Origin of the sequence: Nonomuraea sp. NPDC052116 (assembly GCF_040680035.1) — a bacterium.
GTDB lineage: Bacteria > Actinomycetota > Actinomycetes > Streptosporangiales > Streptosporangiaceae > Nonomuraea > Nonomuraea angiospora_A.
Map to the genome: position 1 here is coordinate 23269 of NZ_JBFAWA010000061.1, position 22606 is coordinate 45874.

The window sequence follows — 22606 nt, forward strand, 5'->3', positions numbered from 1 at the left end:
GGCGCTCACCAGATGTTCCCCGCGCCGGGCGTATAGCTGGCGCTCACGACGGAGTTGGTGATCGCGGTGTCGGCCTGCACGACGCCGGAGAACTTCGACATGCCCGCGTTCACCGTGACCGTCCCCGCGCTCACCTCCACCTGGGCCGCGTTGACGGTGATCTTGGACGCCGCCGTGAGCGTGATGCCCGACGAGTCCAACGTGACCGAGTTGCCGTTGGCGTCCTCCACCCGTACCGACCCCGGCCCGTCCTGCAACGTGACGCGCTGGCCGCCGGGCGTCTCGATGATCAGCCGCTCGCTGCCGCGGGCGTCGTCCAAGGTGATCTGTACGCCGTTGCGCGACCGGATGACCTTGACGTCGTTCCGGCCCGCCCCGTCCATCGACCGGGGAGCGCGGTCCTTTCCGTTCCACATGGCGCCCAGCACGTACGGCCGCCGTGGATCACCCCCCTCGAACCCCAGCAGCACCTCGTCGTCCACGTCGGGCACGAACCAGACCCCCCGGTCGTCGCCCGCCATGGGCGTGGCCAGCCGGGCCCACGCCTCGTACGCCGATCCCCCGGCGTCGGGCGACCACGGCAGCCTGACCTGGACCCGCCCCTGGCCGTCGGGGTCCACCACGTCCACCACCACGGCCGGATACACCCCGTAGTAGGGCCCCGCGTACCCGTCCGGCAGTCGTTCGCGCAGCATCGTCTACCTCGCCTCCCGCAGCACCGGCCGCTCGACCCAGAACGTGGTGCGGTAGCCCTGCTCAGGCGTGAACTCATGCCGCACCAGGACCACCTGGTAGCGGCCCTCGTAGATCCCGCCGACGCCGGACAGCTCCACCGACGAGCCCGCCCTGATCCGCGCGTCCCCTTCGGACACGGCCCGTCCGGTCACGAACCTGCGCGCGGCACGGCGCAGTTCGGCCTGCGCGACCGCCCTGCCCTCCGCGGGTGTGAACGGCACGGTGTGCGCCAGCCGGTCTCTGCGCTCCCCGAACGCCTGGCGGAGTATGGAGATCCCGCTGGTGCCGCCGTCCAGCTCGGAGCCGATGGCCGAGTCGTCGGCCGCCTCGTCCACCGCCTCCTTGGCCGACACGTCCCAGCCGCTGACCGACACCGCCGTACGCTGGCCCGCCAGGTCCGCCAGGATCGTCAGCTCGTACAGCTCGCTGCCGTAGGCGAGCTTGACCGCCGCGCCCGCGCGCCGCGGGCGCGGCGCCGCGTGCAGGGTGTCGCCCGCCGTCCACACCTCGGCGTCCACGGCGCGGGCCACGTCCCGCAAGAAGGCCAGGTCGCTCTGGTTGACCTGGGCGAGCAGGCCGTACGTGGGGCCGTCCAGGTCGGCGTCGGCGCGCAGGCCGTGGTCGGCGGCGACGCTGCCGACCACGTCAGAGGCGGTGACGAACTCGAAGGTCCTGGTACGGCGGGTCATCCGCAGGTCCTGGAACCTGTCCTCGGCCAGAACCGTGATCTCCGGCGGCCGGTCGGCGGGGTAGCACGCCTCCAAGGCGGTGATCCGGCCGGTGAACACCTCGCCCGCCTTGTCCCCCGCGCCCATCCGGAGGGTCAGGCCGCGGCCGAAGTCGAGCACGCGGCGGTCGGCGTATCTGAAGCCCGTCCTGCCGTCGTCGGAGCCCCAGTTCCCGAACGTGGCCTCGCACCGGAACAGGCCGTCGGAGCTCTCCTCGGCGGTCGCGGCCAGCAGCCCGTCGGTGAGTGAGGCGTCGCGGCGGCCGTCGAGCCGTACCTCCGGCCTCGCGGTGTAGAGCGGCGGGGTCTGCGCCATCGCGGTTCTCCTCCCTTGGGCAGGTCGGCGGGTTGCCGGCAGGGTCAGTGCGCGCGCAGGCGTTCCCGGCGGCTGAGGCGGTGTTCCAGGCGGTGTTCCAGCAGGGCCAGGACCTCCTCGGGGCGGGGCGGCGGAACGGGGGCCGGGGCCTCGTCCGCGGGTTCCGCGTCGGCTCGCACGTCCATTTCGTTGATCACCACGGCCATCGCTCGTCCTCCTCGCTCAGCGCCCGCGCCCGATGTCCAGGAACGATCCGGGGGCGGGCCGTCTGGGGTTCTCGACCCCGTTCGCCTCGGCCACGTCCTGCCACCCGCCGGGGTCGCCGCTCCTTCCCATGAGTTGCTGCACGCTCTCGTTCCGCCTGACCTGCGCGCGCGGCTTGGTGCCCGGGGTGGCGCCCGTGTCGGACGGCTTGATCAGATATTGGATGTCCTGGCTGGTGAGGGACAGGGCGAGCCGGGAACGCAGCGGCCTGCCGTCGGCGGAGAAGAGCTCGAGGGTCTCGTCCACGGACTCCATCACGCCTTCGAACAGGAACGATCCCCAGCTGAACCGCACGGCGGGCGGCGCGAGCCCGTCCGCCGTGCTCGGCACCAGGAACTTCTTCACCTCCCCCGTACGCGCGAGCACGTCGGTGGCGCCCCCGGTCCTCGTCACGTCGAACCACAGCTCGACCGACAGCTTGGTGCTGCACCTGCTGGCGAACTGCTGGGCGGTGCCGCCGCGCTGGTCCTTGCCCGAAACGGTGTTGGAGTAGGTGACCCGCAACGTTTCCGGGTTGAAGTCGACCCGCACCGGCTCGGCGCTGTCCTGCGCGGGCCGGTCACGGTCGCGCAGGCGGATGGCGCGCAGGCTGGCGGTCGCCAGCTCGACGGGTTCAGGCACCGCTCATCCCTCCCCGTGGCCTTTGCAGCACCATCGACTCGTACGCGATCTGCATCTCCTCGATCGCGAGCTGCCCGTCCTTGGCGTTCAGCGCGGGCGCGCGCAGCCTGGTGGGCAGGCAGCCGGTGAGCACGAAGACGGCGGCGTCCCCGCGCCGGTCGGAGGTGCGCAGGTGGACCTCGCAGGTGGCCCTGAGGTGCTGCTGGCCGTCGCGCAGCACGCGTTCGAACCACTCCCACAGGTCAAACGACTCGGTCATGCCGCGCCTGAGCGAAAGCTGGCTGTAAGAGACGGGACCGACCAGGTGGACGGGGCCGCCGTTCTGGCCGCCCTGCCTGATGGTCTTCACCTCGGCGGTCATCTCCAGCCCCGAGCATTCGGCGAAGGCCGCCTGGCACAGCGGCTCGGCCGAGTCCGGCAGCGTGATCTCCACCGTGTAGTTGAACGCGGTGAACGGTACGCCGTTCGGCACGGCTCACACCCCCTCGACGGTGACGGCGGCCGGGCCCGACTGGACCAGGCGGATCCTGAGGAACGTCAACGGCCGCGACGGCGCCACCATCAGGTCGACGACGAAGCGCCCCGCGTCCAGCCCTTCCCGCGGGTTATTGGAGGCGTCCGCCACCACCCGATACGCCTCCCGCGCCGTCGCCCCCTGGAACGCGCCCCGCAGGTAGAGGCCGGCCATGAGCGTGTCGAACCTGCGGACGACGCTGTTCCTGAGCGTGGTGCCGCCCGGCTCGAACACGTACGTCACCGCCTGTCTCAGCACGAGCCTGCGGATCAGGATCAGCAGCCGCCTGACGTTCAGCGGCCGCGTCTCCCTCTCGCGGGCCAGCGTGTCCGCGATGGCGACGACGAAGCCGCGCGGCTCCTCGGCGAGGGCGTTGACCGAGCTTTCGACCAGTCCGGCGCGGTCCGGTCTCGTCAGGGGCGGGTCGAGGCCGAGCACGCCCGTGAGCGGCTCGTTGGCGGGGGCGATCCAGGCGCCACGGGCCAGCGTGCGGCGGGCGATGCCGCCGCACGCGGCACCCTCGGGCGGCAGGCTGCGGATCTCCTCGCCGTCCCGGACCATGATCCAGGGGTGATAGACGGCGGCGTACCCGAGCCCGTCCACCTCGTCGCCGGTGAGCGGCGGCACCGGGACCGGGACTGTCGGCGGTGCGCTCGTGGCGAGGGCGGCCACGTGGTCGAGCGCGCGTTCGCGGGCGTGGCCGTGCGGGAGCGCGAGGACCGCGATCATGTCCTGTCTGGCCGCGCAGAGCCTGACCAGCGCACGTTGCACGGCCAGGAGCCCTTCGTTCGGGCCGCGCGGGGCGTCGGGCCTGATCACCCAGGCCGGGCGGGGCGGCGGTACCTGGACCACGGTGTTCGACCAGGGCCCGCCCGTGCCGCGGACGCGATAGAAGGTGGTGGTTTCGATGGTTTTGGGGAGGTCGAGCCTGAGTGCCCGCACGACGACGCTCTGGCTGCCCTCGGAGAAGGCGGGGTCGGGCGAGGTCTGCGCCTCGTAGCCGTCGGTGCCGACGTCGGTCCAGGTCAGCTCGTCGGTCAGGCTCAGCCGCGGAGCTTGGGGCGGCGGGTGGCAGTCGTCGAAGTCGGACGGCGGCAGGAGCGCGGAGACCGTGTTCGACCACGGCCCGGCCGCCGCGGCCCGCACCCTGAAGTACCGCCACACCGAGCACCCCTGGAACTCGCCGAGTTCGAACCGCGTCGCCGGGCCCTCGTACCGGACGCCCGCGTCGCGGAAGTCCGGGGTGGCGGCCTGTTCGAGCCGGTACGCCGCCCCCACCGCCGACCAGCGCAACTCTCCCCCGGTCAACTCCAGTACGGGCGGGAGCGGCGCGGGCGGCGGCTCGATCGGCCTGCGTTCCCAGCCCGGCTGGGCGGCGTCCGGCACGCAGGCCAGAGTGACCTCGTCCAGCGGGTACAGCGCGTGCAGGCCGCGGAGGGGCTCGGCGGGCCTGCTGAGGAACGCCCGATCGTCGGCCACCCTCCCGAGTGTCGCCGTGCCCACTTCGGCCAGGGCTTCGTCCACGAACAGGTCAGGGCCGAAACCGTCCAGGCCGTCGCGGTACAAGGCGCTCTCCGGTGCATGGTCCCCGAGCGGCGGCCTGGCCTGCGCCGGATCGGGCGCGAGCGGAACCGCCAACGGTAACCACACCACGGGCGGCTCGGACGGCTCGGACGCCGGTGCGGCGCCGGGCTCGGACGGCTGGGACGCCGCAGGGTCGTCGAGCTTGGGTAGCTCGGTGGCCAGGGGGAAACGTGGGGTGAGCGTCTCGTCCCAGAGTTGCCGAGGTGGTTTCGGCAGCTCGCGGAAGAGCGCTTCGTCGGTGGGCAGCGCGAGCAGGCTCCTCGGGTGCGCGGCGGTCAGCCCGAGGTCGGCGAGCCGCGCGGACAGCGTCTCCCCCTGCCACACCACCAGGTCCACCGACAGCCGCTCCACCACCGGCACGGCATCGGCCACCAGCGCCCAGGGCGGCGGCGAAGCACCCACCGCCACGATCCAGCCGGGCCCGGCCGCCACGACCGTCCCCGGCCCCTCACCGGCGCGCGGCGCGAGGGCCTCCCCCACGGGCAGCAGCAACGTGTCCGCACCGGAACGCGCCCTGAGCACGTCGCCGGGTGACAACACGGATGACGGCGCGGATGATGGCGGCCCCTCCTCGGCCAGGCGCACCCGGTACCGGCCCGGCACGGGTTCCGCCACGACGTCCGCGGCCACGGCGACCGGCTCGCCCCTGGTGAGCCTGACGACCTCGGACAGCGCAGGCCCGGCGGGGTCCGGAAGGGTCAGCCAGACGGTCTCGGCGGGATCCCAGGAGACCAAGCGGGCTCCCGGCTCCTCCGTCACCCCCCGTACGGACACCGCGAAGCCACCGCCCGGCAGGGTCAAGCGCAGCACGTCCCCCGGCACCACCAGGGCCGACGGCGCCAGCCGGACCCAGCCCGCGGCCGCCTGGAGGAGGCGGCCGACCGGCGCGGTGGGCAGCCAGGCGACGTTGCCGACGCACCCCAGCGTGGTCAGGTCGGCCCAACTGCCCTGGCTACGCGCCACGGCCCCGGCCAGCGTCCACCGTCCGCGCCCGAGCCCGACCACTCCCTGGATCTCGAACGCCGACGGCGGCCGGGGCCGTGCCACCCGTACCACCCAGCACCGCAGCCCGCCGTTGGCGAAGAACGCCTCCACGGCCGACCCCAGATAGGAGGCGTGTGCGCGCCCGGTCTCCGGATCGCGGCCGAGCGGCACGTCCGGACCGAACACGTCGCGGAAGCGGGCCACGGACTCGATCGGCACCGGCACGTGCACAGGCCCGCACGCGGCGAACCCGACGAACCCCGCCACGTCCATCCTGGGCAGCACGTCGGCGGGAACCCGCAGTGGAATCTCGAACGTGATGCCCGGCGCCCTGCTCAATCGAACCCCTGCTGGATGCCCTCGCTGGCCAGGACCAGTTCCTCGATGGCCAGGGCAGTGCCCGTGCCGATGAGCGGCGGCCCCGTGTACTTGGTCGGCCGCGCGTTGAGCAGCCTCCAGGACTGGGCGGGCGTCCTGTCCTCGGCCAGGAGCCGGATTGTCACCTGGCGGAGCGCGTCCTGCTGGCCGGTGCGTACCTGTTCCAGCCAGAGGTAGAGCGCGTTGTCACCGATGACGCCGCGTTTGAGCGTCACGTCGGGCACCTTGTACAGGCCGGTGATCTTCCTGACCGTGTTCTCCACCTCGTTGCCGTTGCGGTACTCGGCGACGGCGATCTCCATGGCGATCCCGTTGATCTCCTGGAACCCGGCCCTCGCGGGGTCGGTCTGGGTGCCGAAGTCGACCTGGAAGTTGAACTGGCTGTATGGACGTTCGCGGAACGGCATCGTGTGTCACCTCCTAGGGGGCGCCGGTCAGCGTCTTCTGGCCGATGCGGAAGATCACGAATTCGGCGGGTCTGAGTGGTGCCACGCCCACCAGGCAGATCAGCCGGCCGTTGTCGAGGTCGTTCTGCGTCATCGTGCTGAGATCGCACCGGACGAAGTACGCCTCTTCGGGCTTGTCGCCGAGCAGGTGGCCGGCCTTCCACTCGGCCAGCAGGAAGTCCTGGACGGTCAGCCTGACGTTGTCCCACAGCGGGCGGCCGTTCGGCTCGAACACCGCCCACTGGGTGCCCTTGTCGATGGAGCGCTCCAGGTAGGCGAAGTAGCGGCGCAGGGCCACGTACTTCCATTCGGGATCGGAGGAGATGGTCCGCGCTCCCCAGACGCGGAAACCCCGGCCCTCGAAGTACCGCAGGCAGTTGACGCCCTCGGGGTTGAGCACGTCCTGCTGCGCCTTGTTGAGCCTGAGCTCCAGGTCGATGGCGAGGCGCACGACCTCGTTGGCGGGCGACTTGTGCACGCCGCGCTCGATGTCGTTGCGTGCGTAGATGCCGCTGACGAACCCGCTGGGCGGTACGGCGATCTCGGTCTCGGTGAACGGATCGAGGATTTTGATCCACGGGTAGTAGAGGGCGGCGTACTTGGAGTCCATGGCGCCCCGGTCCTCGCGTACGTCGCCGACCAGGTCGCGGGGTGCGGAGTCGAGCACGGCGATGCGGTATCTCATGCGTTCGCAGTGCGAGATGACGTGCTGCCTGATCGTGGCGACGTCGTTGGCCCCGGCCACCAGGCTCGCGTCGGACGAGCCCGGCGCCGCCACGATGGAGATGTTGTCGATGTCCTCGAACGCCAGCAGCCCGCTGGAGTCGCCGCCGGAATCGGTGCCGCCCTCGTAGGCGGCGGCGCCCGGCTTGCTCCCGTCCGCCCCGCCCTTGAGGGACCGCCTGAGCTGGACGGGACTCACCGGCTGACCCGTGACCAGTTTTTTCGACAGGAACTCGGCCGGTGACGACTCCTTAGGCGTGCTTTCTGGCGAGGGCGGACTCTCGGACGAAGGCGGACTCCCCGGCGAAGGCGGACTCCCGGGCGAAGGCGGACTCTCGGGCGAGGGCGCGCTTTTGTCCGGGATGAGCGGGTTCAGGAGCGTGCTGAGAATCGCCACGCCGTTGTCCAGGCCGGAGTCGACCACGAGAGGAACGCTGAGCCCGGCGGACCTGTTCGTCGGCACCGCCGCGAACACGGTCGGCAGGCCCTGCCGGTCCGTGGGGCGCGAGGCCGGGTGGAAACCGAGCCCCTCCCAGAACTGATCGGCCATGAACCGGCCCTGCCCCGATACCGTGACGTTCACCGTCACCACCCGCACGTCCGCATTCGCGTCGAGCCCGGTGACGAGAGGCTCCGGGAGGGGCTTGTTCGGGGCCGAGGCAGGTCTCCTGAGCCGGTACGTGTCCACCTGCAACTCGTTGTCGAAGTCGGGCTCCAGCCAGCACAGGTCGAGCTTGGGCTCCAGATTGGCGGCGCGCACCAGGACGGTGTCTCCGGCGAGCGCCCCCCTCAACTCCTTGCCCGCGTGGATGTTGGGCCCGACCCTGAAGTCCAGGGTGAGCCGGACGTTGCCGGCCCGTCCCGGGTATCGGGCTGTGAACTTCACAATCGACCCCTCCGTGCCCACCGAGATCGTCGCCCGGTCGCCAGCCTCGTTGTCTGTCGGCTTGTAGGCGCGGGCCACGTACAGGCGCGAGCCGCCGTTCTCGAAGAAGCCGCGCACCGCGTGCGCCATCTGATTGTGGGCGACGGCCCCGCCGTAGTTGAGCTGGTCGATGCCGCCGTAGATCCTTTCGAAGTCGAGGAAGCTGGTCAGCAGCGGCGGCGGGCCGAACACCGGGCCGAACCGCGTGGGCCCGACGAACCCTGCGGTGCTGGTGCTCACGCCCTCGATCGTGCGCTGCCTGAAGCTGACCTCTTCCACATAGACGCCGGGGGTCAGGTATTCGGGCATGTCACAGCCTCCTTAGGTGCCTATCCGCAGGACCGAGTACCCTTGCGTGGCCAGGACGAGCTCGCGCCCGAAGTACAGCTCGGCGTCGAGCCGGGCCTGAGGCGCCCCGGCCCGGGTGGGCCGGATCCGGGCAGGCGCCTGCGCGAGGATGCCGGCCAGGGTCGGCACCTGTCCGGGCGCCGGCCGGTGCAACGCCCCCGGCTGGTATCTGACGGTCACGGTGACAGGCCAGCTCTGGCCCATGGGCGGCTGCCCCTGGCCGCCCGCCGGGAACGAGGCGGGCACGGCCCCCTGGAACACGGGGAACGGGAACAGCACGGCCACATTGCCGTTCCCGGCCGCGATCCCCGGCCAGACTGTCCCTCCGACGGCCACGTCCACGCGGGTGTGCGCGGCAGGCTCGCCCGTCGCGTGCTCGACCAGCGTCGCCCTGACCGAGGCGGTGCCTGTCGGCACGGGCCTGGACGGCGCGGAGAACAGGTAGATGGTGGGAAAGGTGTCCCATGGACTCTGCTCCAGCAGCATCCGGGCCGGGCCGGTGTGCGGGGCGGGCACGAGCATCGTGGCGGGCAGCCAAACGCCGGACCGGTCCTCGACCCGGATCACGAACACGGCCGAATCCGAGGGCGGGGCCGTGCCGACGGGGTACTCCACGCGCCGCATCCCCCGCAGGCCGCGGAAGGCGTACACGCCGGAGGGGGTGAGGTAGGCCCGCACCCCTGGCGGCCCGTCGCCGAGCGGCCAGGCCGTGACGCCGAGACCACCGGCGATCGGCGCCCTGGTGAGCGCGTCCCAGAACCGCACGCCGAGCGGCGTGTACGTGCGGATCACGGGGACACCTGCCTGGCGAACTCGACCACCCGCTCCTGTACGAGCGCGCCCGCCCCGTCTTCCACCTCGGACTCGATCCGGACGTCGCGCGCCACGTAGGGAATGGACAGGCGGTAGGCGTTCGGGCCGATCAGCTCCCACAGCCGGAACAGCTCCTCGTCGTCGATGTCGCCGACCACCACCTCGACCGTCTCGTCCGGCCGGAACACGCCCGGCGTGCGGCGGTTGAGCAGCCCCGAAGGCAGGATGGGCAGGTCCTCCAGCGTGCGCATCATCCAACCGGTGAGCACGTGCTGTGTGGAGGGGTCCTTCGACCATGGGATGAGCAGGAAGTGCAGGTCAACCGGCAACTGGCTCCCGCGTGCCGGCTCTCCGGGCACGGCGCGGCCGGGCGGGGTGCGGTAGACCCCGTTCACGAACACCCGGTAGAGGAACAGCGACACCCCGGCCGTCATGTGCTGGGCGAAGTCGGACGTCGTGTACACGCGGAAGTCGAGGTCCTGGTTGAACATGGCCGGGCTGGAACTGTCGCGCAGGAGGTCGACGACGGCCTGGCACACGGTGTCGATCGCACGGTACGTCGCCATGACCGCCTCCCTTCGGAACCTCGCGGGCTCTTCCAGGTGTACAAGGCGACCGTCAACGCGGCATCACCGCGCAGTCATCGCGGCCGGCTCTCCGCGAGCCAGGCCGTCACGGCCTCGATCACCTCCTGCTCGCTGGCCGCCACGCGGGTGGCCCCCGCGGCCGCCACGTCCGTGGTGGAGATGATCCGGGCGCGGAAAGCGGCGTGCTCCCACCACAGGTGGACCACCAGCAACGCGCCGCTGCCGGGTGATGTGTGCGCAGAGACTCCAGCCATGTGCTGCATCGTCCTCTCGCCTCATCACCCCGGCGTCATCGCCCCCGTAGCGGCGCGACCAGCGCCTGGAACTCGGCGGAGGGTTCGAGACCCATCTCCTCGCGCAGCAGCCTGCGGAACGACTCGTACGTCCGCAGTGCCTCCGCCGCGTTCCGCTCGGCCAGGTGGACCGCGACGATCGCCCGGTGCGCGCTCTCCCGCAGCGGTTCCAGCTGTAAGCAGAGCAGCGCCGCGTCCAGCGCCTCCCCGCGCTGGTCCCTGGCGAGCAGGGTGGTCACCAGAGCTTCGAGAGCGTGCAGGCGCAACTGCCGCAGCCGCTCCCTCTCGAAGATCACCCAGTCCTCGTCCCAGCCCGGCAGCAGCTCGCCGTCGCCCATCACATCGGGGAGGGTCACGTCTTCATGGAGCCTGATGGCCCGCTGGGCGCGCTCGGCCAGCACCCGCGCGTCCACGACCACGAGAGGCGCCAGCTCCAGCACGGCGCCGTCCGCGATCACCACCGGTGTGGTGACCTTGCGTAGCCGCCAGAGGGTCGTGCGGAGGCTGCCGTACGCGTGCCGCTCGGTGACGTCTGGCCACAACATGCAGGCGGCCGTGTCGCGTTCGACGGGTCCCTGGATTGCCAGGAGCGCCAGTAGCCGCCGCGCACCCACGGGCGTCCGTACTGCTCCCATGCGATCCTGAAGCAGGAATCGGCCCAGCAAGCGTAGGTGGGCCCAGGTGTCGGCCTGCGCAGTCATGCGTGCCTTCCCCTAGAGACGATGGCTCGAACCCTAGGAGGGAGGCAAAACACGCGCCTCAGGGACCGCCCTAGGGAAATCCCTAAGGTGGTCCCTGCTACTTGTTCGCCGGGAAGCCCAGGTTGACGCCGCCGTGCGGGGATCCAGTCAGCGTGAGGCAACCACCTTGCCCCGCGTGAAGAAGTACGCCCCCTCGGCGCCATGCATATGCGTGTCACCAAACAGCGAGGAGGACTTCCAGCCGCCCAAGCTGTAGAACGCCATCGGCACCGGAATCGGCACATTGATTCCCACCATGCCCATCTCGACCTCGTTGTGGAACCGCCGCGCCGACGTCATCGATGAAGATCGCCGTGTCGTTGCCGTACACGCCGCCGTTGATCACCTCCAAGCCTTCCTCGTTAAGAGGCGACCCGCACGATCGACAACCGGCCTGAAGATCTCGGAGCGCGGATCCTCTTCGAGGCCGACCCACCTGCTCGACGATCTTCTCCACCAGCTCGGTTCCGATCAGATCCACAGCCAGCACCACAGAGATCGCCATACACCGCTCACCGGCCAACCCGAATCACGCCAATGCCTGGGCGGTGCATCCATGCGCCCAAATCAGGAAACGGCGCAGGCACCCGTGATAGCTGTGGATGCCGTCCATGGCCAACGGCGTCTCCCCATCCGGGGAGGTCGCTGGCCAGTAGAACGTGACACAACCGCTTGGCCACCTCGGTGAAGGGAAAGTGGGATCGCGGCGAACTCCAGGACGAGGGCCAAGCGGTCAGCGCGCAGCACCGCCGAGGTTAGCTCCCATGGTCGTCGGCGAAAACTGCGGTGCGCTCCAGCGGTGTCAGGGGATGCAAGGGCCATGCGGCCGGGACAGACGTCTCCCCGGCCGCTGGCCGAGTCTGGGTACGGCGATCGTGACCTCTCCCGCGGTCCCTCGAGCAGATGCAACGGAAGAGGGCCGTGGCGGTTATGGCGGCGATCGGGCAGAAGTGAAATATCTGCTATCGCGACCATGTGGGACTACAGAGGCACGAACTCAGGCCACCAGGAGAGGGAAGCGGGTGCGGCGGATGATCGGCCTGGACATGATCCCCCGATACAGTTCGATATCGATCATGTTGCGTACAGGGGCTGGTACACGCGAGTACACACCGAGCACGATGACCCTAGAACTTCGTCCCACACAGATGACTCACCCACACGTTACCGCAGGTCAGCGCCATGATTTTGGGTATGCCATGAGGGTTCGAACGGGTTGGCCATCGGACTGAGCAGTCGACGTCCACAAAATCCGTACGCCAACCCGTGGAAGCACGAGACAACGCGTTCCGCGCATAGTCGGGAAACCATTGGCGACACGCCGCTTTCGATAAGCCAAAGCGTTGACCGTCAACGGGATCGAATGCAAAGACTAGATCAGGCCCTATCTCGACTCGTCTCGAGAATGCAGGCATCGGATTTACGAGCACTGAGAGCATCGGATTGGAAGTGGAACGACGCTTCGCAATCGGACGACTCTCCGACCTGCAGTCGAATATATGACTGTCCCCGGCGCAAGGGTCGGTGTTCCGTATATGTTCCGGATCTTGCTCTTGGCTCACTTGGCCGGAGAATTCTCATCCAACCCTCACCGGTGCATTCGGTGGCCCAGGACTGAGGCACGAAGCCCTGGGCCACCGATCGCCCCCCGGCCCCACATAGAGGCCAGCCACAGCAGGGCGATCGTGAGAGTAGTACCACTCTCCTATATTTCAAAAGCCTTTGCTTTGCATGTTATCGCTATGATTTCACTACAAGCACGCTCTCCATCGATCCGAGATTGGCGCTAGACTAAGCAGCAGCCAGCGCTAAAGCATGTCATACAGCGTGAACCTGCGCCCGGGTATCTGTTCTCGAATCCGAGCCTTTGGGTCCGAAGTATTTTTCCACCTGACAGCAGGACCGACCAGCGAAAACTGCTTCAGCCCCTCTTCCGTGGGCAATTTTCCAACGCAATCCGATTGCGCAAGCTGCGCAATTTCAGAAAGATTTTCGACGATAGTTAGGCACAGGATATCAGGAACGGAATAATATTCGGGTTGATCTAATTCCCATCGGCCGTCCACTACAGGAATATGCTCAAACATTACACTATAAGGTGCGGACCGATCATCAGCCCAAACCCTAAAAATATCACTCAAAATTATTGCAACTAGGCTATTGTTCTCTAGCATCGTAGCGGACCCGCCGCACTTTATCGGCGAAAGGAAGTGGAGCTTGCGATGAGGGTAGTAGTCCATCTTTAGATCGTTCTTCGGCGAGCCGTCAAATAATTCCTTGAGATCTTTTAGATCGCCCAGCATGTTCTCCAATAAGGTGACCGAGGAAACCAGAAGAGCGATGAAGGCCAGGATGTTTGCTTGACCTCTTGGCACCAGTCGCCGCAGTCCCGCAATCTTTGGCTCCTCATCGATGATTTCGTTAATCGCGTGCTCAGAATCACATTGACTTCCCTTTAGTTGTGCGATCTTGTTGATGAGCCGCTCCTGCTCATCCCGTCTGAGAGCGGCCATACGGACCGTGTAAAGGACTCCGAGCGTATGGAGCACCGGTTCGTGATCGTTTATGTATGCGCAGATGGGGCACGGCCTCTTGGCTTTCGGGATGCTGTCCAATGGCATCTTGTAGGGGTCGAACTCGAACAGAGACGAAGCGGCTGGCACCTCAACGCCTGACTGAAAGTGCGCGCCACACCGGGTACAGAGAATCGGCAATTCCATAGTCGTAGTATCGCCCCGGCACTGTCATAGAGGTGGAGGGTTGCACTAAAACGCCATCGGTTGGTCAACAAGTCGCACGCGGATCGGCTCGGACAGCGAAGCCGCGCCACAGTTGCTGGAGGAACTGCGTGGCTTGCGGGAATCCCTGGCATCGCGGCCCGAGCCGCTGGTGGCCGGGACCGGCCCCCCGCGCGAAGTGGGACGCCGACGCTCTGCGGAACGAGGTCCGCGCCTACGTGCGTCTGATGCCGCCGACGCGAGATCGGAAGGCGTCGTATCGGGCGTCAAAGCTCCCGCGAACTCCTGGTTCCACATCGCGGCCGTGTACGACAAGCAGAGCAGCACTGCAACTCTCTACCTCAACGGCAACACCATCGGGTTGCCGGTGCTGGACGAGAGCCAAGAAGACACGGAGGTGTCGGCAAGCGCGCCGATCAGTTTCCCGACCTGGAATTCCACCGGGCCGCTCACCCTCGGCACCAGCATGAACGGCACTCTCGACGAGGTGTGGGCCTACGATCGCGCCCTGTCCCACTCGGAGATCGCTGAGCTGGTGGACGGCAGCAGTTCCGAGGAGTTCGCTCCGCTCGCCGGCCAGGGTGACAGACGGTCCACGACAGCCATGGCCGCTCCGCAACCCATGACCTACGATCGCGTCGACCCGGAAGAATGCTGGAAGAAATTCGAGGACAACGACAGATACGAAGCGACCTGGCGGAAGAACCGCTTCAGCGGATGTCAGGTGCACAGCATCAAATTCGCCGGTGACGGCGCGGATACCGGGCAGTTCTACCTGATGCTCGTCGCCAGCACCTTCAACGGTCCGGACGGAGTTCCCCCCGGTGGAACCAGCCGGGACATGTACTTCGACGTCTATGTCAATGAGTTCAGGTTCACTGAGGTGATCTCAGAGAAATAATTCGGGCGATTGGGGATTTTCGGGACGCCCGTGGTGGCGTTTCGGGCCTTCCGGGAGAAGTCGTCGAAGGCCGGAGACAGACGTGGAGCCTCCGGTAGATGAGTTCTCACCACAAGAATCCCCGCCGGCCGAAAGGCTCCACGTGATTGCTCATCGTGCCATGCTCGACGTCTCCCGTGCACTGGTTCGATACGTTGCCCGACTGCTACAGGACGAACGCCGCCAGCTCGGCACCCCCAAAGGCAGTCGCGCCCTGACCCCGTTCTGGCAGGCAGTGCTGGTGCTGCGCTGGTTCCGGGGCGAGTGCGACATCCCCAAACTCGGCCGCGATCACCGCATCTCCCGGGCCACGGCCTACCGCTATATCGCCGAGGGGATCGACGTCCTCGCAGCTCAAGCCCCTGATCTGCACGAGGCTCTGGACCGCGCCCAAGCCGACGGGCTGGCCTATGTGATCCTCGACGGCACCCTGATCCCGATCGACCGCTGCGCCGAGCAGGCCATCAGCGTCAAGGGTGAGCCCATTGACGCCTGGTACTCCGGCAAGGCCCACCAGCACGCCGGCAACCTCCAGGCGCTTTCGGCACCCAGCGGGCTTCCCCTGTGGATCGCCGATGTCGAGCCGGGCTCGGTTCACGATCTGACCGCTGCTCGCGCGCATGTGCTGGGCGCGTTGTACGCCGCAGCCGCAGCCGGTCTGCCCACCCTCGCCGACAGCGGCTACGACGGCGCCGGCATCGGCATTCATACGCCGATCAAGCAGCCCGAAGGCAACCAGACCCTCAGCCCGGACAACCGCACCTACAACCGGCTCCTACGCGCCCTGCGATGTCTCGGCGAACGCGGGTTCGCCCTGCTCAAAGGCCGCTGGCGGATTCTCCAGCACATCACCGCCAGCCCTGGCGCAATCGGCGACATCGCCCGCGCCGCCCTTGTCCTCACCCATTTCGAGCACAACTACCTACCGACAATTCGCTGAGATCACGTCACTGACTACGATTTCCTGGACGCGAACTATACGCTCGGTCTGAGCCCGGCACGAGGGCAGACGGCGTGCCGTCACATCACCTCATGGAACGGGAGCGCACAGAACAATAACATCACCAAAAAGGGCAACGAGCTGCGGGCCCTCAGCAATCCGATCGACGACAAGTGGCCCAAGCTCGCCACCTGGTGGTTCCGCGCCGCTCCCGGAGACACGAGCGGAGCCGATCTCATCTCGAACTGCAACTTCAGCCCATGGATCAAGACCGACAGCGACGAGTGGGCAGATCCCATCAAGTTCGAATGGGGCCATGGCGCCACGCCGCAGCAGTTCACCATCCGGTGCGACTCCGCCACATACATCTCGAAGCAGCTTCCGGGAGGGTGTGTGATGCCCGCGGCAGCGTCCATCAAATGGGAGCTCGGGGCTGGTTACGACGAAGCCTACATCCATTACTGGAAGGCCTGTTACGACAAGGGCGACACCTACCCCAAGAGGCCCGACAAGATCATCAAGGGCTGCGCGACCTCGGCCAACGAGAACCCCGGAGCACAGAACTACCTGCATCGGATAGGCCAGCCGGAGATCGATCGAAACCGCGGACGAGCCACCACCAGATGCAGAAGTCTCTGGCCGAGCTACGGCACTCCCGTACCTCCCATGGTCCATATGGAGTGCGATGAGTTTCCGCCGGCATCTGCCGTGGAGCGGACACCGGCCGGGGACAGAGCAAGGAACTTGTCGGTGTGCGCCATGCCGGGCACGGCGGCCGGCCCCAACGGTAAAGCCGGCAAGGCCATGACGCGCTTCTACAATCGCGACCGGCTCTTGTACAAGGACGATCCATGGTTCTCGCGGTTCGCCTCCAAGCTACTACCCTATCCGGCCACACCGTCCAACCCGTCGACGGATTCAAACTGCTGGAAACCTGCTGTAGGCGGATACACGAAGTGGCCATAACCGGGACGTGACGCGCGTGTCGCAGAATTAGCGTTCATGAGAAGCAGCCTCCGTCGCCGTGCGGCAGCCAGCCTGCCGCACGGCGACGGAGGCGCATATAGGAGGGAACCCCGCTTGAATCCTTCAGATTTCCAAGAGTCAGTGCGGCGCTATCGAAGCTTGTTGAAAGAGGTGGCATGGATGGGCGAAGGGATGGCATGGACGGTGATCGTGCCGGAGTCCGGAAGCCTTTCTCTCGACGAGGTGGGGCGCCGTGTCACCGGTGGCGCGACTCCGCAGTTCCAGGAGTACGAGCCCGGTTACGCGGACCTGACGGCCTTCCGGCGGTCCGGAACGTCGGTGATGCTCTTCCAAACTGAGGGTTTCACGCCTGTCGGGGAGCAGCCGATGCTGGGGCGCGTCAGTTCGGGCGCGCAGGTCTGGCATGTGCAGTGGAACATCACCGGAGCCCGCAGGCTGCTCTATGCCGCCGACGGTGGAGTCGTGGCCGAGGTCCGCGACTTCGATCCGAAAGGGATTCACGGCACGAACGCCGAGGCTCTCCGGGAAGAGGCGGCTCTGCTCGGTGGCACCCGGGATGCGTTCACTGTCCGGGCGAAGGCCATGGCGATCGTGGAGCAACGGACGAACGTCCGGCTGGAGAGGGAATGGCTTGATCGTCCTCAGCCCTCCCTGGAGATCGACTGAGCCTCGCGGGCGCTGGAGCCGCCATGCCCGCCCACGGGTCAGGGAGATGGTGGGGTGGGCGGTCGGCTTGGTACCGGTGAAGATCGCGGTGCAGCGCGGCGACCGGCGGCGATCACCCCTGCTGACACCTGGGTCGGCTATTTTCCGGCAGAGCCCGGCGGCAGCAGCCGCTATCCGTTCCCGATGACCTGCCGGGCCGCGCGCAGCTCGGCGTCGCGGGCACGCCGGAACCGGTCGAAGTCCCGGCGGTGGGCGGCGATGGCGTCGAGCTGAACGGCCTTGTCAGCGGCGGACCGGGCGGCGACCACCCCGGTTGCCCGCTTGCAGCCGATGTCGGCCGTGGCGACGGCGAGCTCCCGGGACGAGGCGTGGCCGGGTTTCGCCCACGCCGGATCGGGGGTTGAGGAGTTCCTCCTCAACCCCCGTCCTACCGGCGAGCAGCCGAGCTGTTCGCCGGCATCATCAAATGGACGAACTGGCGGGACGGTCAAGGAACCATCAAACTGCCGAACCAGCCGACCTACTACGGCGACGTATCCCTGATCCAGACGGGATCCGGCCGAGTCACGAGCCCCACCATCTTCATCGGCGACAGGGACTCATCCGTCAAGGAATGGGTGGGCGGGCGGTCCTCGGTCCGCTCTCGGGAAAGCGACCAGTACTGCATCGGCGGCGCCAGCACGAATCCCGAATCCAACGACCAGATCTGCCGCTTCAAGGTCACCGACATCGGCTGGAAGGTCGAGTACGCAGGCCCGAAAACCCGGGAATACATCGGCACGGTGCGGTGGGTACAGGTCGGTAAGAAAACCGGCAAGTGCCCGGTGGGCGGTGATTCAGTCGCGCCGGTCTACACTTTCCGCCAGAGCGATGGTTACGTGGTGGCCAAGGGCATCTTCAGCGGCGGAGTCGGCGATGACGCGCCTGTCCAGTCCACCTGCGTGACTTACTTCACCGACATCCATGACGTGATGAAGGCCGTCGGCAAGGACATCTACAAGAAATGAATCCTCTGGGCCCGTCCTTCCTGTGGCGTGTGTGCTGCCTCCTGGTGTTGGCCGTCGCGATTTCCATGGCGGCCTCCGTCCGGGAGTCTCGGCCGGCTGAACCACCCTTCAATGGGTCGATCGACACGGTCGAGGTGGAAGGACGGGCCCTGATCCTGCACGCGTTCAGTATGAACCCCACGGAATGCCTCAAGGCCGACGAGGCCGAAGCGTCCGAGTTCGAGACGAGCGTGCGGGTCCGGGTAGTGCTTCGCGACATCTGCCCGCGACGTGAGCGCACGCTGCTTGAGAAGTGGCGGGACGAATTGTGGCCGCCTTCTTACATCGGTGGTCGCGGCGGGGTCGTTTTTGTGCCCATCACGCTCGACCGGCCCTTGGGGCGCCGGAAGGTCGTCGACGAGGCGGGCCGCGAAATCCGGGTCTGCCCGATCACGGGCTCGCGATTGAAGACCATGAGACAGTGCCTGACGTAGGCGTGGGTGCCGAATGCCATGTCATGTCATGTGACCTGCTGGTATTCGTGGATGAGTCCGCCGACTCGGTCTCGCAGGAGGATGCGTAGCTGTACAAGATGGCGTTCACGATTTCTCGCAGGTCGTGCACAAGCGCTGTCGTACCCGGCCCGCGCGGGCCGGGTACGACAGGCCGTCAAGGTCGGTTCGATCAACGCCCACCGGTGTGCGGTGCCATAACTCATCACGCCATCTGATTTGACCTTCTAATCCTCAGCACTTGAGCTTCCCCCGTACTCCGGACACTTGACCTGAGGTCACCTCCTATCGAATGCGAGCCCTTGCTGGCGCGTCTGTCGTCGCACACCGTGGGGCGGAGGTGGGACCGATGGCAAAGACTCGTGTGCAGGTCAGCAGGCGATGCGGCTGTGTGGATGCGGAAACGGGACGTCAGCGAGGCGTCACGTGTCCGCGTCTGCCGGTGGATGACGATCACGGCAGCTGGTATTTCGCGGTGCAGGTACGCGGCCTGGACGGACAGCGGCAGCGCGTCCGCCAGGGTGGCTACGCCGACCCGGAGGAAGCGCAAGCGGCGGGCCGAGCCTTGGCCGCTGCCGACCACGACGGCGCAGGGGCCGGATGCACGCTCGGACAGTGGCTGGCACGCTGGCTGGCCACCAAGGACGCCCTGCGACCGTCGACCCGCCAGGGCTACGCCGCGCACATCCGCCTCTACCTCATCCCCCACCTGGGACGGATCCGGCTACTCAAGCTCACCTCTCGCGACGTCAACGGACTGCTCGCGGCGCTGGCGTCCCGTCCCTCGCCGACCGGTCGCCGACTGTCGCCCGCTACCGTGGTGCGGATCCACGCCACCTTGCGGACCGCGCTGAACGCGGCGGTGCGCGCCCGGCTGATCCCGGTCAACCCGGCCAACGGAGCCGAACTCCCCCATCCCCGCCGACCGCACCCGGTCGTCTGGACCGCAGGGCGGACGGCCCGCTGGCAGCAAGCGGGAGAACGTCCGGCGGTGGCGGTCTGGACCGACCAACAGCTCGCGGCGTTCCTGACCGGCGTCGCGCAGGACCGCCTGTACGCCGCCTGGTGGCCGGCCGCGCTACGCGGACTGCGTCGCGGTGAGCTGGCCGGGCTGCGCTGGACGGATGTCGACCTGCAGGCGGCGGAGCTGACGGTGACACAACAGCGGGTGCACGCCGATGGTCACGTCGTGATCGGGCCGCCGAAGAGCGCCGCCAGCTGCCGGGTGGTGGCCCTGGACGCGGAGACCGTGCGGGTGCTGAGACGGCACCGCGAGCGGCAAGAGGAACTGAGCGCGAGGGCGGGCACACGCTGGCGGGAGTCGGGATACGTGTTCACCACCGCAACGGGTGCGGCTCTGCGGCCGGACTACCTCACCGGCCGGTTCCGCCGGCTGGTGACCGCCTCCGGACAGCCGCCCATCCGGCTGCACGATCTACGCCATGGCGCCGCCACGCTGGCGCTGGCCGCGCGCACCGACCTGAAGGTGGTGCAGGCGATGCTGGGGCATGCCAGCATCGTGCTGACCGCCGACACCTATGTCTCGGTGCTGCCGGAGGTGGCCCACGAGGCTGCCCGGGAAACGGCCCGGCTGGTGCTGAACGCCGCGTCCGCGCTGGGGCGGCCGCTCGGCGGCTGACTCAGCTTTGCCTCATATTTGCCCCATGCCGCGCCAGCGTGCGGGCGCGGCATGGGTTTGCGCAGGTGGAGTAGCGCGCCCTGCAGGATTCGAACCTGCGACCGTCGGATTAGAAGTGGATCGCCGTTTGCTCGCCGGGTGGCATACCGACCTGCGCCTGACGTCGCGACCTCCTCCTGCTTGGCAGGGAGCATTCCGCGTATGTTCCGGATCATCCCTGCCGGTGCACATTCTCAGAGAGTTCTTATCTGACCCGCGCCTGGATACCCAATGGGCCGGGGCTGAGGAACGAAGTCCCGGACCGTCGATCGCCCCCAGCACCCTACGGCGACCAGCCACAGCCAGGCGATCGGTTGGCCGGCACCTCTACGGCGGCGTCATAGCATCGGCCAAACCGCATTAGCAGCTCGGAAGGTCGGCGTGTAGGACAGTCCTACCTGGGCCAACATCCCTCCTCGATCCGTCTGGAACGCACTGGCACAGCGGTGAACTGCAACCCAAACTGCAACCCCTGTGGGCTCCTGACCTGTGCGGACGCGCGCACGACGTGCATCCGGTCGAGCTTGGACGCTGCATGGGGCAGGTGCCAATCGAGTCGTCGGCAGCTAGCTTCGTTCTACCTCGGTCGGTGGCTTCGGGCGCGCGAGCTCTAGATTACAAAAACGCCATATCTCAACCACTTTGTAACGCTTGACCTTGATGAAGCCTTCGAATGATCATGTCTGAGGTGTTATGGTCGCGACTGTATGAAGAGTACTTCAACAACAGGGACTTCAGTGAAATCCAATCATCGACTTGAGATAATTGGGCGACTCAAAGAGGCTCGATACCAAATTCGCGAGCTGATTGCTTTGGTGGTCGCCCTCTCGTTCGCAGTGAACCTGATCAGCTCAGCCATGTTCGAAGCTTTAGGGGTCGGGACCTCCTTGCTAGTGGGAGGGATTATCATCTCTGTCTGCACTGGCTACGTGATAGTTAGTCGGTTGGAAGGGCGCAGATTCGAAGCTGTAATTGAAGCCGCCTTTGTAATTCGAGACGACAACCCTTCTCATCTTGTCGACACGTCTGGGTATGAATTTGGGCGTGAGTTCTACACGGTTGCCCATGCAGTTTTCGAGGAGAACTCGGCGCTTAAGGATCAGTGGACGATTGGAGAGCCAGCTCTGGCCAACTTTGACCAGATGCCTCCTATTCCTAGCTCGCGCCTAGTTGAGGAGGTTGCCGAGTATGTGTTTATTCAGAAGTTGAGCACACACTTGTCGGATTACTTCAACCGCCTGGAAATTGATGGTAGAAGAGTGCGGCGGTTTGAGCGGTCCGATTTGCCGCATGTGCTGCTAAGCAATCGGGTTCTCGAGCTAATTTCTCGTGATTACCGGGATCGTCCTGGGTTTGACCAGCACGAGTTGAGTGATGGTGGTTGGCAGATCGTAACCAGCTACTCGGGGAAGAAGATGTATTCTCGATTCGATCTCACGCTACCGGAAGGTAGTAACGTGAGGAGGGGTGAGGATGGATCTCTTCTGATTGATAGCCCCGCAATCCGCCTCAAGGTGGTGACAACCTTCACTAGGTTCAGGAGCGACCTTCCGTACGACTACCTGGAACGCGTGCTCGGGCTAGAAATTCCTGTATGCAGAGATTATGACATCAAATTTTTACTGAGTGGTGAGATCAAAAATCCTCTTTTCGGCAGGCGGAGCTTGTGGCAGTATCATGGATGGGTAGAGTCATTTATAGACGAGATTCGGCGCAATTATGATTACGATACCGTCTTCGCTCGTTTGAATTGGGAAGCGTCCGAGATGCTGCTCAGAGCCCTTGATTCGGCAGCTAGTCTTGACGATAGCGTCGAGGGTAGCGGCCTTGACGGTGAGGAATCAGAGCTCGATAACGGGCCCGATAAACACGATTAACCACAGAAGCCCACTACTCGGTGAACCGGTGCTGAGGAACGAAGCGCCGGGTCGTCGATCGCCCCGGCCATCAACGGCGGCCAGCCCGAACGAGGCGATCGTAGGGCCGCATCTGTGCGGCGGCGCGGCAACCCCCTTCGGAGCGTTCGTTGGCACGGCGTGGCAGGCATGCGGCGGCCGGCCCGGTGTCCCGCCGCCGTCCGGGACCGGCCCCCAGGCCGCACGCCCGGACGGCGGGCGGGCGGAGGTGGACCTGGCTGTGCCTGGCGGCGGCGGTCGCCCTG

22 protein-coding genes and 1 pseudogene are annotated in these 22606 nt (G+C 66.8%); 8 read left to right on the top strand and 15 right to left on the bottom strand.

Annotation, left to right across the window (positions count from 1 at the left end; translation table 11 throughout):
- Window positions 1-5 precede the first annotated feature (5 nt).
- From AB0L65_RS59415 to AB0L65_RS59480, 14 genes and pseudogenes are all read right to left on the bottom strand, one after another.
- A complete protein-coding gene (locus AB0L65_RS59415; RefSeq protein WP_364265884.1) occupies window positions 6-695 on the bottom strand; it encodes a phage baseplate assembly protein V in 690 nt (229 codons plus the stop codon).
- A gap of 3 nt (window positions 696-698) precedes the next feature.
- Complete coding sequence (locus AB0L65_RS59420) at window positions 699-1778, bottom strand: contractile injection system protein, VgrG/Pvc8 family (RefSeq protein WP_364265886.1); 1080 nt, start codon at window positions 1776-1778, stop codon at window positions 699-701.
- Between the two features lie 44 nt (window positions 1779-1822).
- Entirely contained in the window at window positions 1823-1978 is a 156-nt protein-coding gene (locus AB0L65_RS59425) for a hypothetical protein (RefSeq protein WP_364265888.1), read from the bottom strand.
- A gap of 22 nt (window positions 1979-2000) precedes the next feature.
- Window positions 2001-2663, bottom strand: a complete 663-nt coding sequence (locus AB0L65_RS59430; RefSeq protein ID WP_364265890.1) for a hypothetical protein — start codon at window positions 2661-2663, stop codon at window positions 2001-2003.
- Window positions 2656-3135, bottom strand: a complete 480-nt coding sequence (locus AB0L65_RS59435; RefSeq protein ID WP_357739696.1) for a phage tail protein — start codon at window positions 3133-3135, stop codon at window positions 2656-2658. The genes AB0L65_RS59430 and AB0L65_RS59435 overlap by 8 nt, the downstream gene beginning before the upstream one ends.
- A gap of 3 nt (window positions 3136-3138) precedes the next feature.
- Window positions 3139-6084 carry a hypothetical protein gene (locus AB0L65_RS59440; protein WP_364265892.1) on the bottom strand — a complete coding sequence of 982 codons (2946 nt, stop codon included), beginning with the start codon at window positions 6082-6084 and terminating at the stop codon, window positions 3139-3141.
- Window positions 6081-6530 carry a phage tail protein gene (locus tag AB0L65_RS59445; protein ID WP_357739690.1) on the bottom strand — a complete coding sequence of 150 codons (450 nt, stop codon included), beginning with the start codon at window positions 6528-6530 and terminating at the stop codon, window positions 6081-6083. The genes AB0L65_RS59440 and AB0L65_RS59445 overlap by 4 nt, the downstream gene beginning before the upstream one ends.
- A 13-nt stretch (window positions 6531-6543) precedes the next feature.
- Window positions 6544-8526, bottom strand: a complete 1983-nt coding sequence (locus tag AB0L65_RS59450; RefSeq protein WP_364265894.1) for a phage tail sheath subtilisin-like domain-containing protein — start codon at window positions 8524-8526, stop codon at window positions 6544-6546.
- A gap of 12 nt (window positions 8527-8538) precedes the next feature.
- Window positions 8539-9357, bottom strand: coding sequence for a hypothetical protein (locus tag AB0L65_RS59455; RefSeq protein WP_364265895.1), 819 nt, complete (start codon window positions 9355-9357; stop codon window positions 8539-8541).
- Complete coding sequence (locus AB0L65_RS59460) at window positions 9354-9944, bottom strand: DUF4255 domain-containing protein (protein WP_364265897.1); 591 nt, start codon at window positions 9942-9944, stop codon at window positions 9354-9356. Before AB0L65_RS59460 ends, AB0L65_RS59455 begins: the two co-directional genes overlap by 4 nt.
- Before the next feature lie 74 nt (window positions 9945-10018).
- On the bottom strand, window positions 10019-10219 hold the full coding sequence (locus AB0L65_RS59465; protein ID WP_357739676.1) for a hypothetical protein: 201 nt from the start codon (window positions 10217-10219) through the stop codon (window positions 10019-10021).
- A 35-nt stretch (window positions 10220-10254) separates the two neighbouring features.
- Window positions 10255-10803 (bottom strand): BTAD domain-containing putative transcriptional regulator, encoded by a 549-nt coding sequence (locus AB0L65_RS59470; RefSeq protein WP_364265899.1) that lies wholly within the window; start codon window positions 10801-10803, stop codon window positions 10255-10257.
- A 303-nt stretch (window positions 10804-11106) separates the two neighbouring features.
- Window positions 11107-11533 (bottom strand): annotated as a pseudogene (locus AB0L65_RS59475) (aldehyde dehydrogenase family protein); the annotation flags it as partial.
- A 1273-nt stretch (window positions 11534-12806) separates the two neighbouring features.
- Entirely contained in the window at window positions 12807-13511 is a 705-nt protein-coding gene (locus tag AB0L65_RS59480) for a hypothetical protein (protein WP_364265901.1), read from the bottom strand.
- A 403-nt stretch (window positions 13512-13914) separates the two neighbouring features.
- Between AB0L65_RS59480 and AB0L65_RS59485 the strand changes: the two genes are divergently transcribed.
- From AB0L65_RS59485 to AB0L65_RS59500, 4 genes are all read left to right on the top strand, one after another.
- Window positions 13915-14637: a LamG domain-containing protein gene (locus tag AB0L65_RS59485; protein ID WP_364265915.1), complete on the top strand. Its 723-nt coding sequence runs from the start codon at window positions 13915-13917 to the stop codon at window positions 14635-14637.
- A 160-nt stretch (window positions 14638-14797) separates the two neighbouring features.
- Window positions 14798-15616, top strand: a complete 819-nt coding sequence (locus tag AB0L65_RS59490; protein ID WP_364265903.1) for a transposase family protein — start codon at window positions 14798-14800, stop codon at window positions 15614-15616.
- A 396-nt stretch (window positions 15617-16012) separates the two neighbouring features.
- Entirely contained in the window at window positions 16013-16582 is a 570-nt protein-coding gene (locus tag AB0L65_RS59495) for a hypothetical protein (RefSeq protein ID WP_364265904.1), read from the top strand.
- A gap of 180 nt (window positions 16583-16762) precedes the next feature.
- Window positions 16763-17269 carry a hypothetical protein gene (locus AB0L65_RS59500; RefSeq protein WP_364265906.1) on the top strand — a complete coding sequence of 169 codons (507 nt, stop codon included), beginning with the start codon at window positions 16763-16765 and terminating at the stop codon, window positions 17267-17269.
- 170 nt (window positions 17270-17439) lie between these two features.
- On the opposite strand, the gene AB0L65_RS59505 is transcribed toward AB0L65_RS59500, so the two are convergent.
- Window positions 17440-17688, bottom strand: a complete 249-nt coding sequence (locus tag AB0L65_RS59505) for a hypothetical protein (RefSeq protein WP_364265907.1) — start codon at window positions 17686-17688, stop codon at window positions 17440-17442.
- Window positions 17689-17886: 198 nt separating this feature from the next.
- Between AB0L65_RS59505 and AB0L65_RS59510 the strand changes: the two genes are divergently transcribed.
- The 4 genes from AB0L65_RS59510 to AB0L65_RS59525 all read left to right on the top strand — a co-directional run bounded on the left by AB0L65_RS59510 (window position 17887) and on the right by AB0L65_RS59525 (window position 22322).
- A complete protein-coding gene (locus AB0L65_RS59510) occupies window positions 17887-18276 on the top strand; it encodes a hypothetical protein (RefSeq protein ID WP_364265909.1) in 390 nt (129 codons plus the stop codon).
- On the top strand, window positions 18273-18749 hold the full coding sequence (locus AB0L65_RS59515) for a hypothetical protein (RefSeq protein ID WP_364265910.1): 477 nt from the start codon (window positions 18273-18275) through the stop codon (window positions 18747-18749). The genes AB0L65_RS59510 and AB0L65_RS59515 overlap by 4 nt, the downstream gene beginning before the upstream one ends.
- A gap of 460 nt (window positions 18750-19209) precedes the next feature.
- A complete protein-coding gene (locus tag AB0L65_RS59520; protein WP_364265912.1) occupies window positions 19210-20406 on the top strand; it encodes a site-specific integrase in 1197 nt (398 codons plus the stop codon).
- 746 nt (window positions 20407-21152) lie between these two features.
- Entirely contained in the window at window positions 21153-22322 is a 1170-nt protein-coding gene (locus AB0L65_RS59525) for a hypothetical protein (RefSeq protein ID WP_364265914.1), read from the top strand.
- Window positions 22323-22606: the final 284 nt, after the last annotated feature.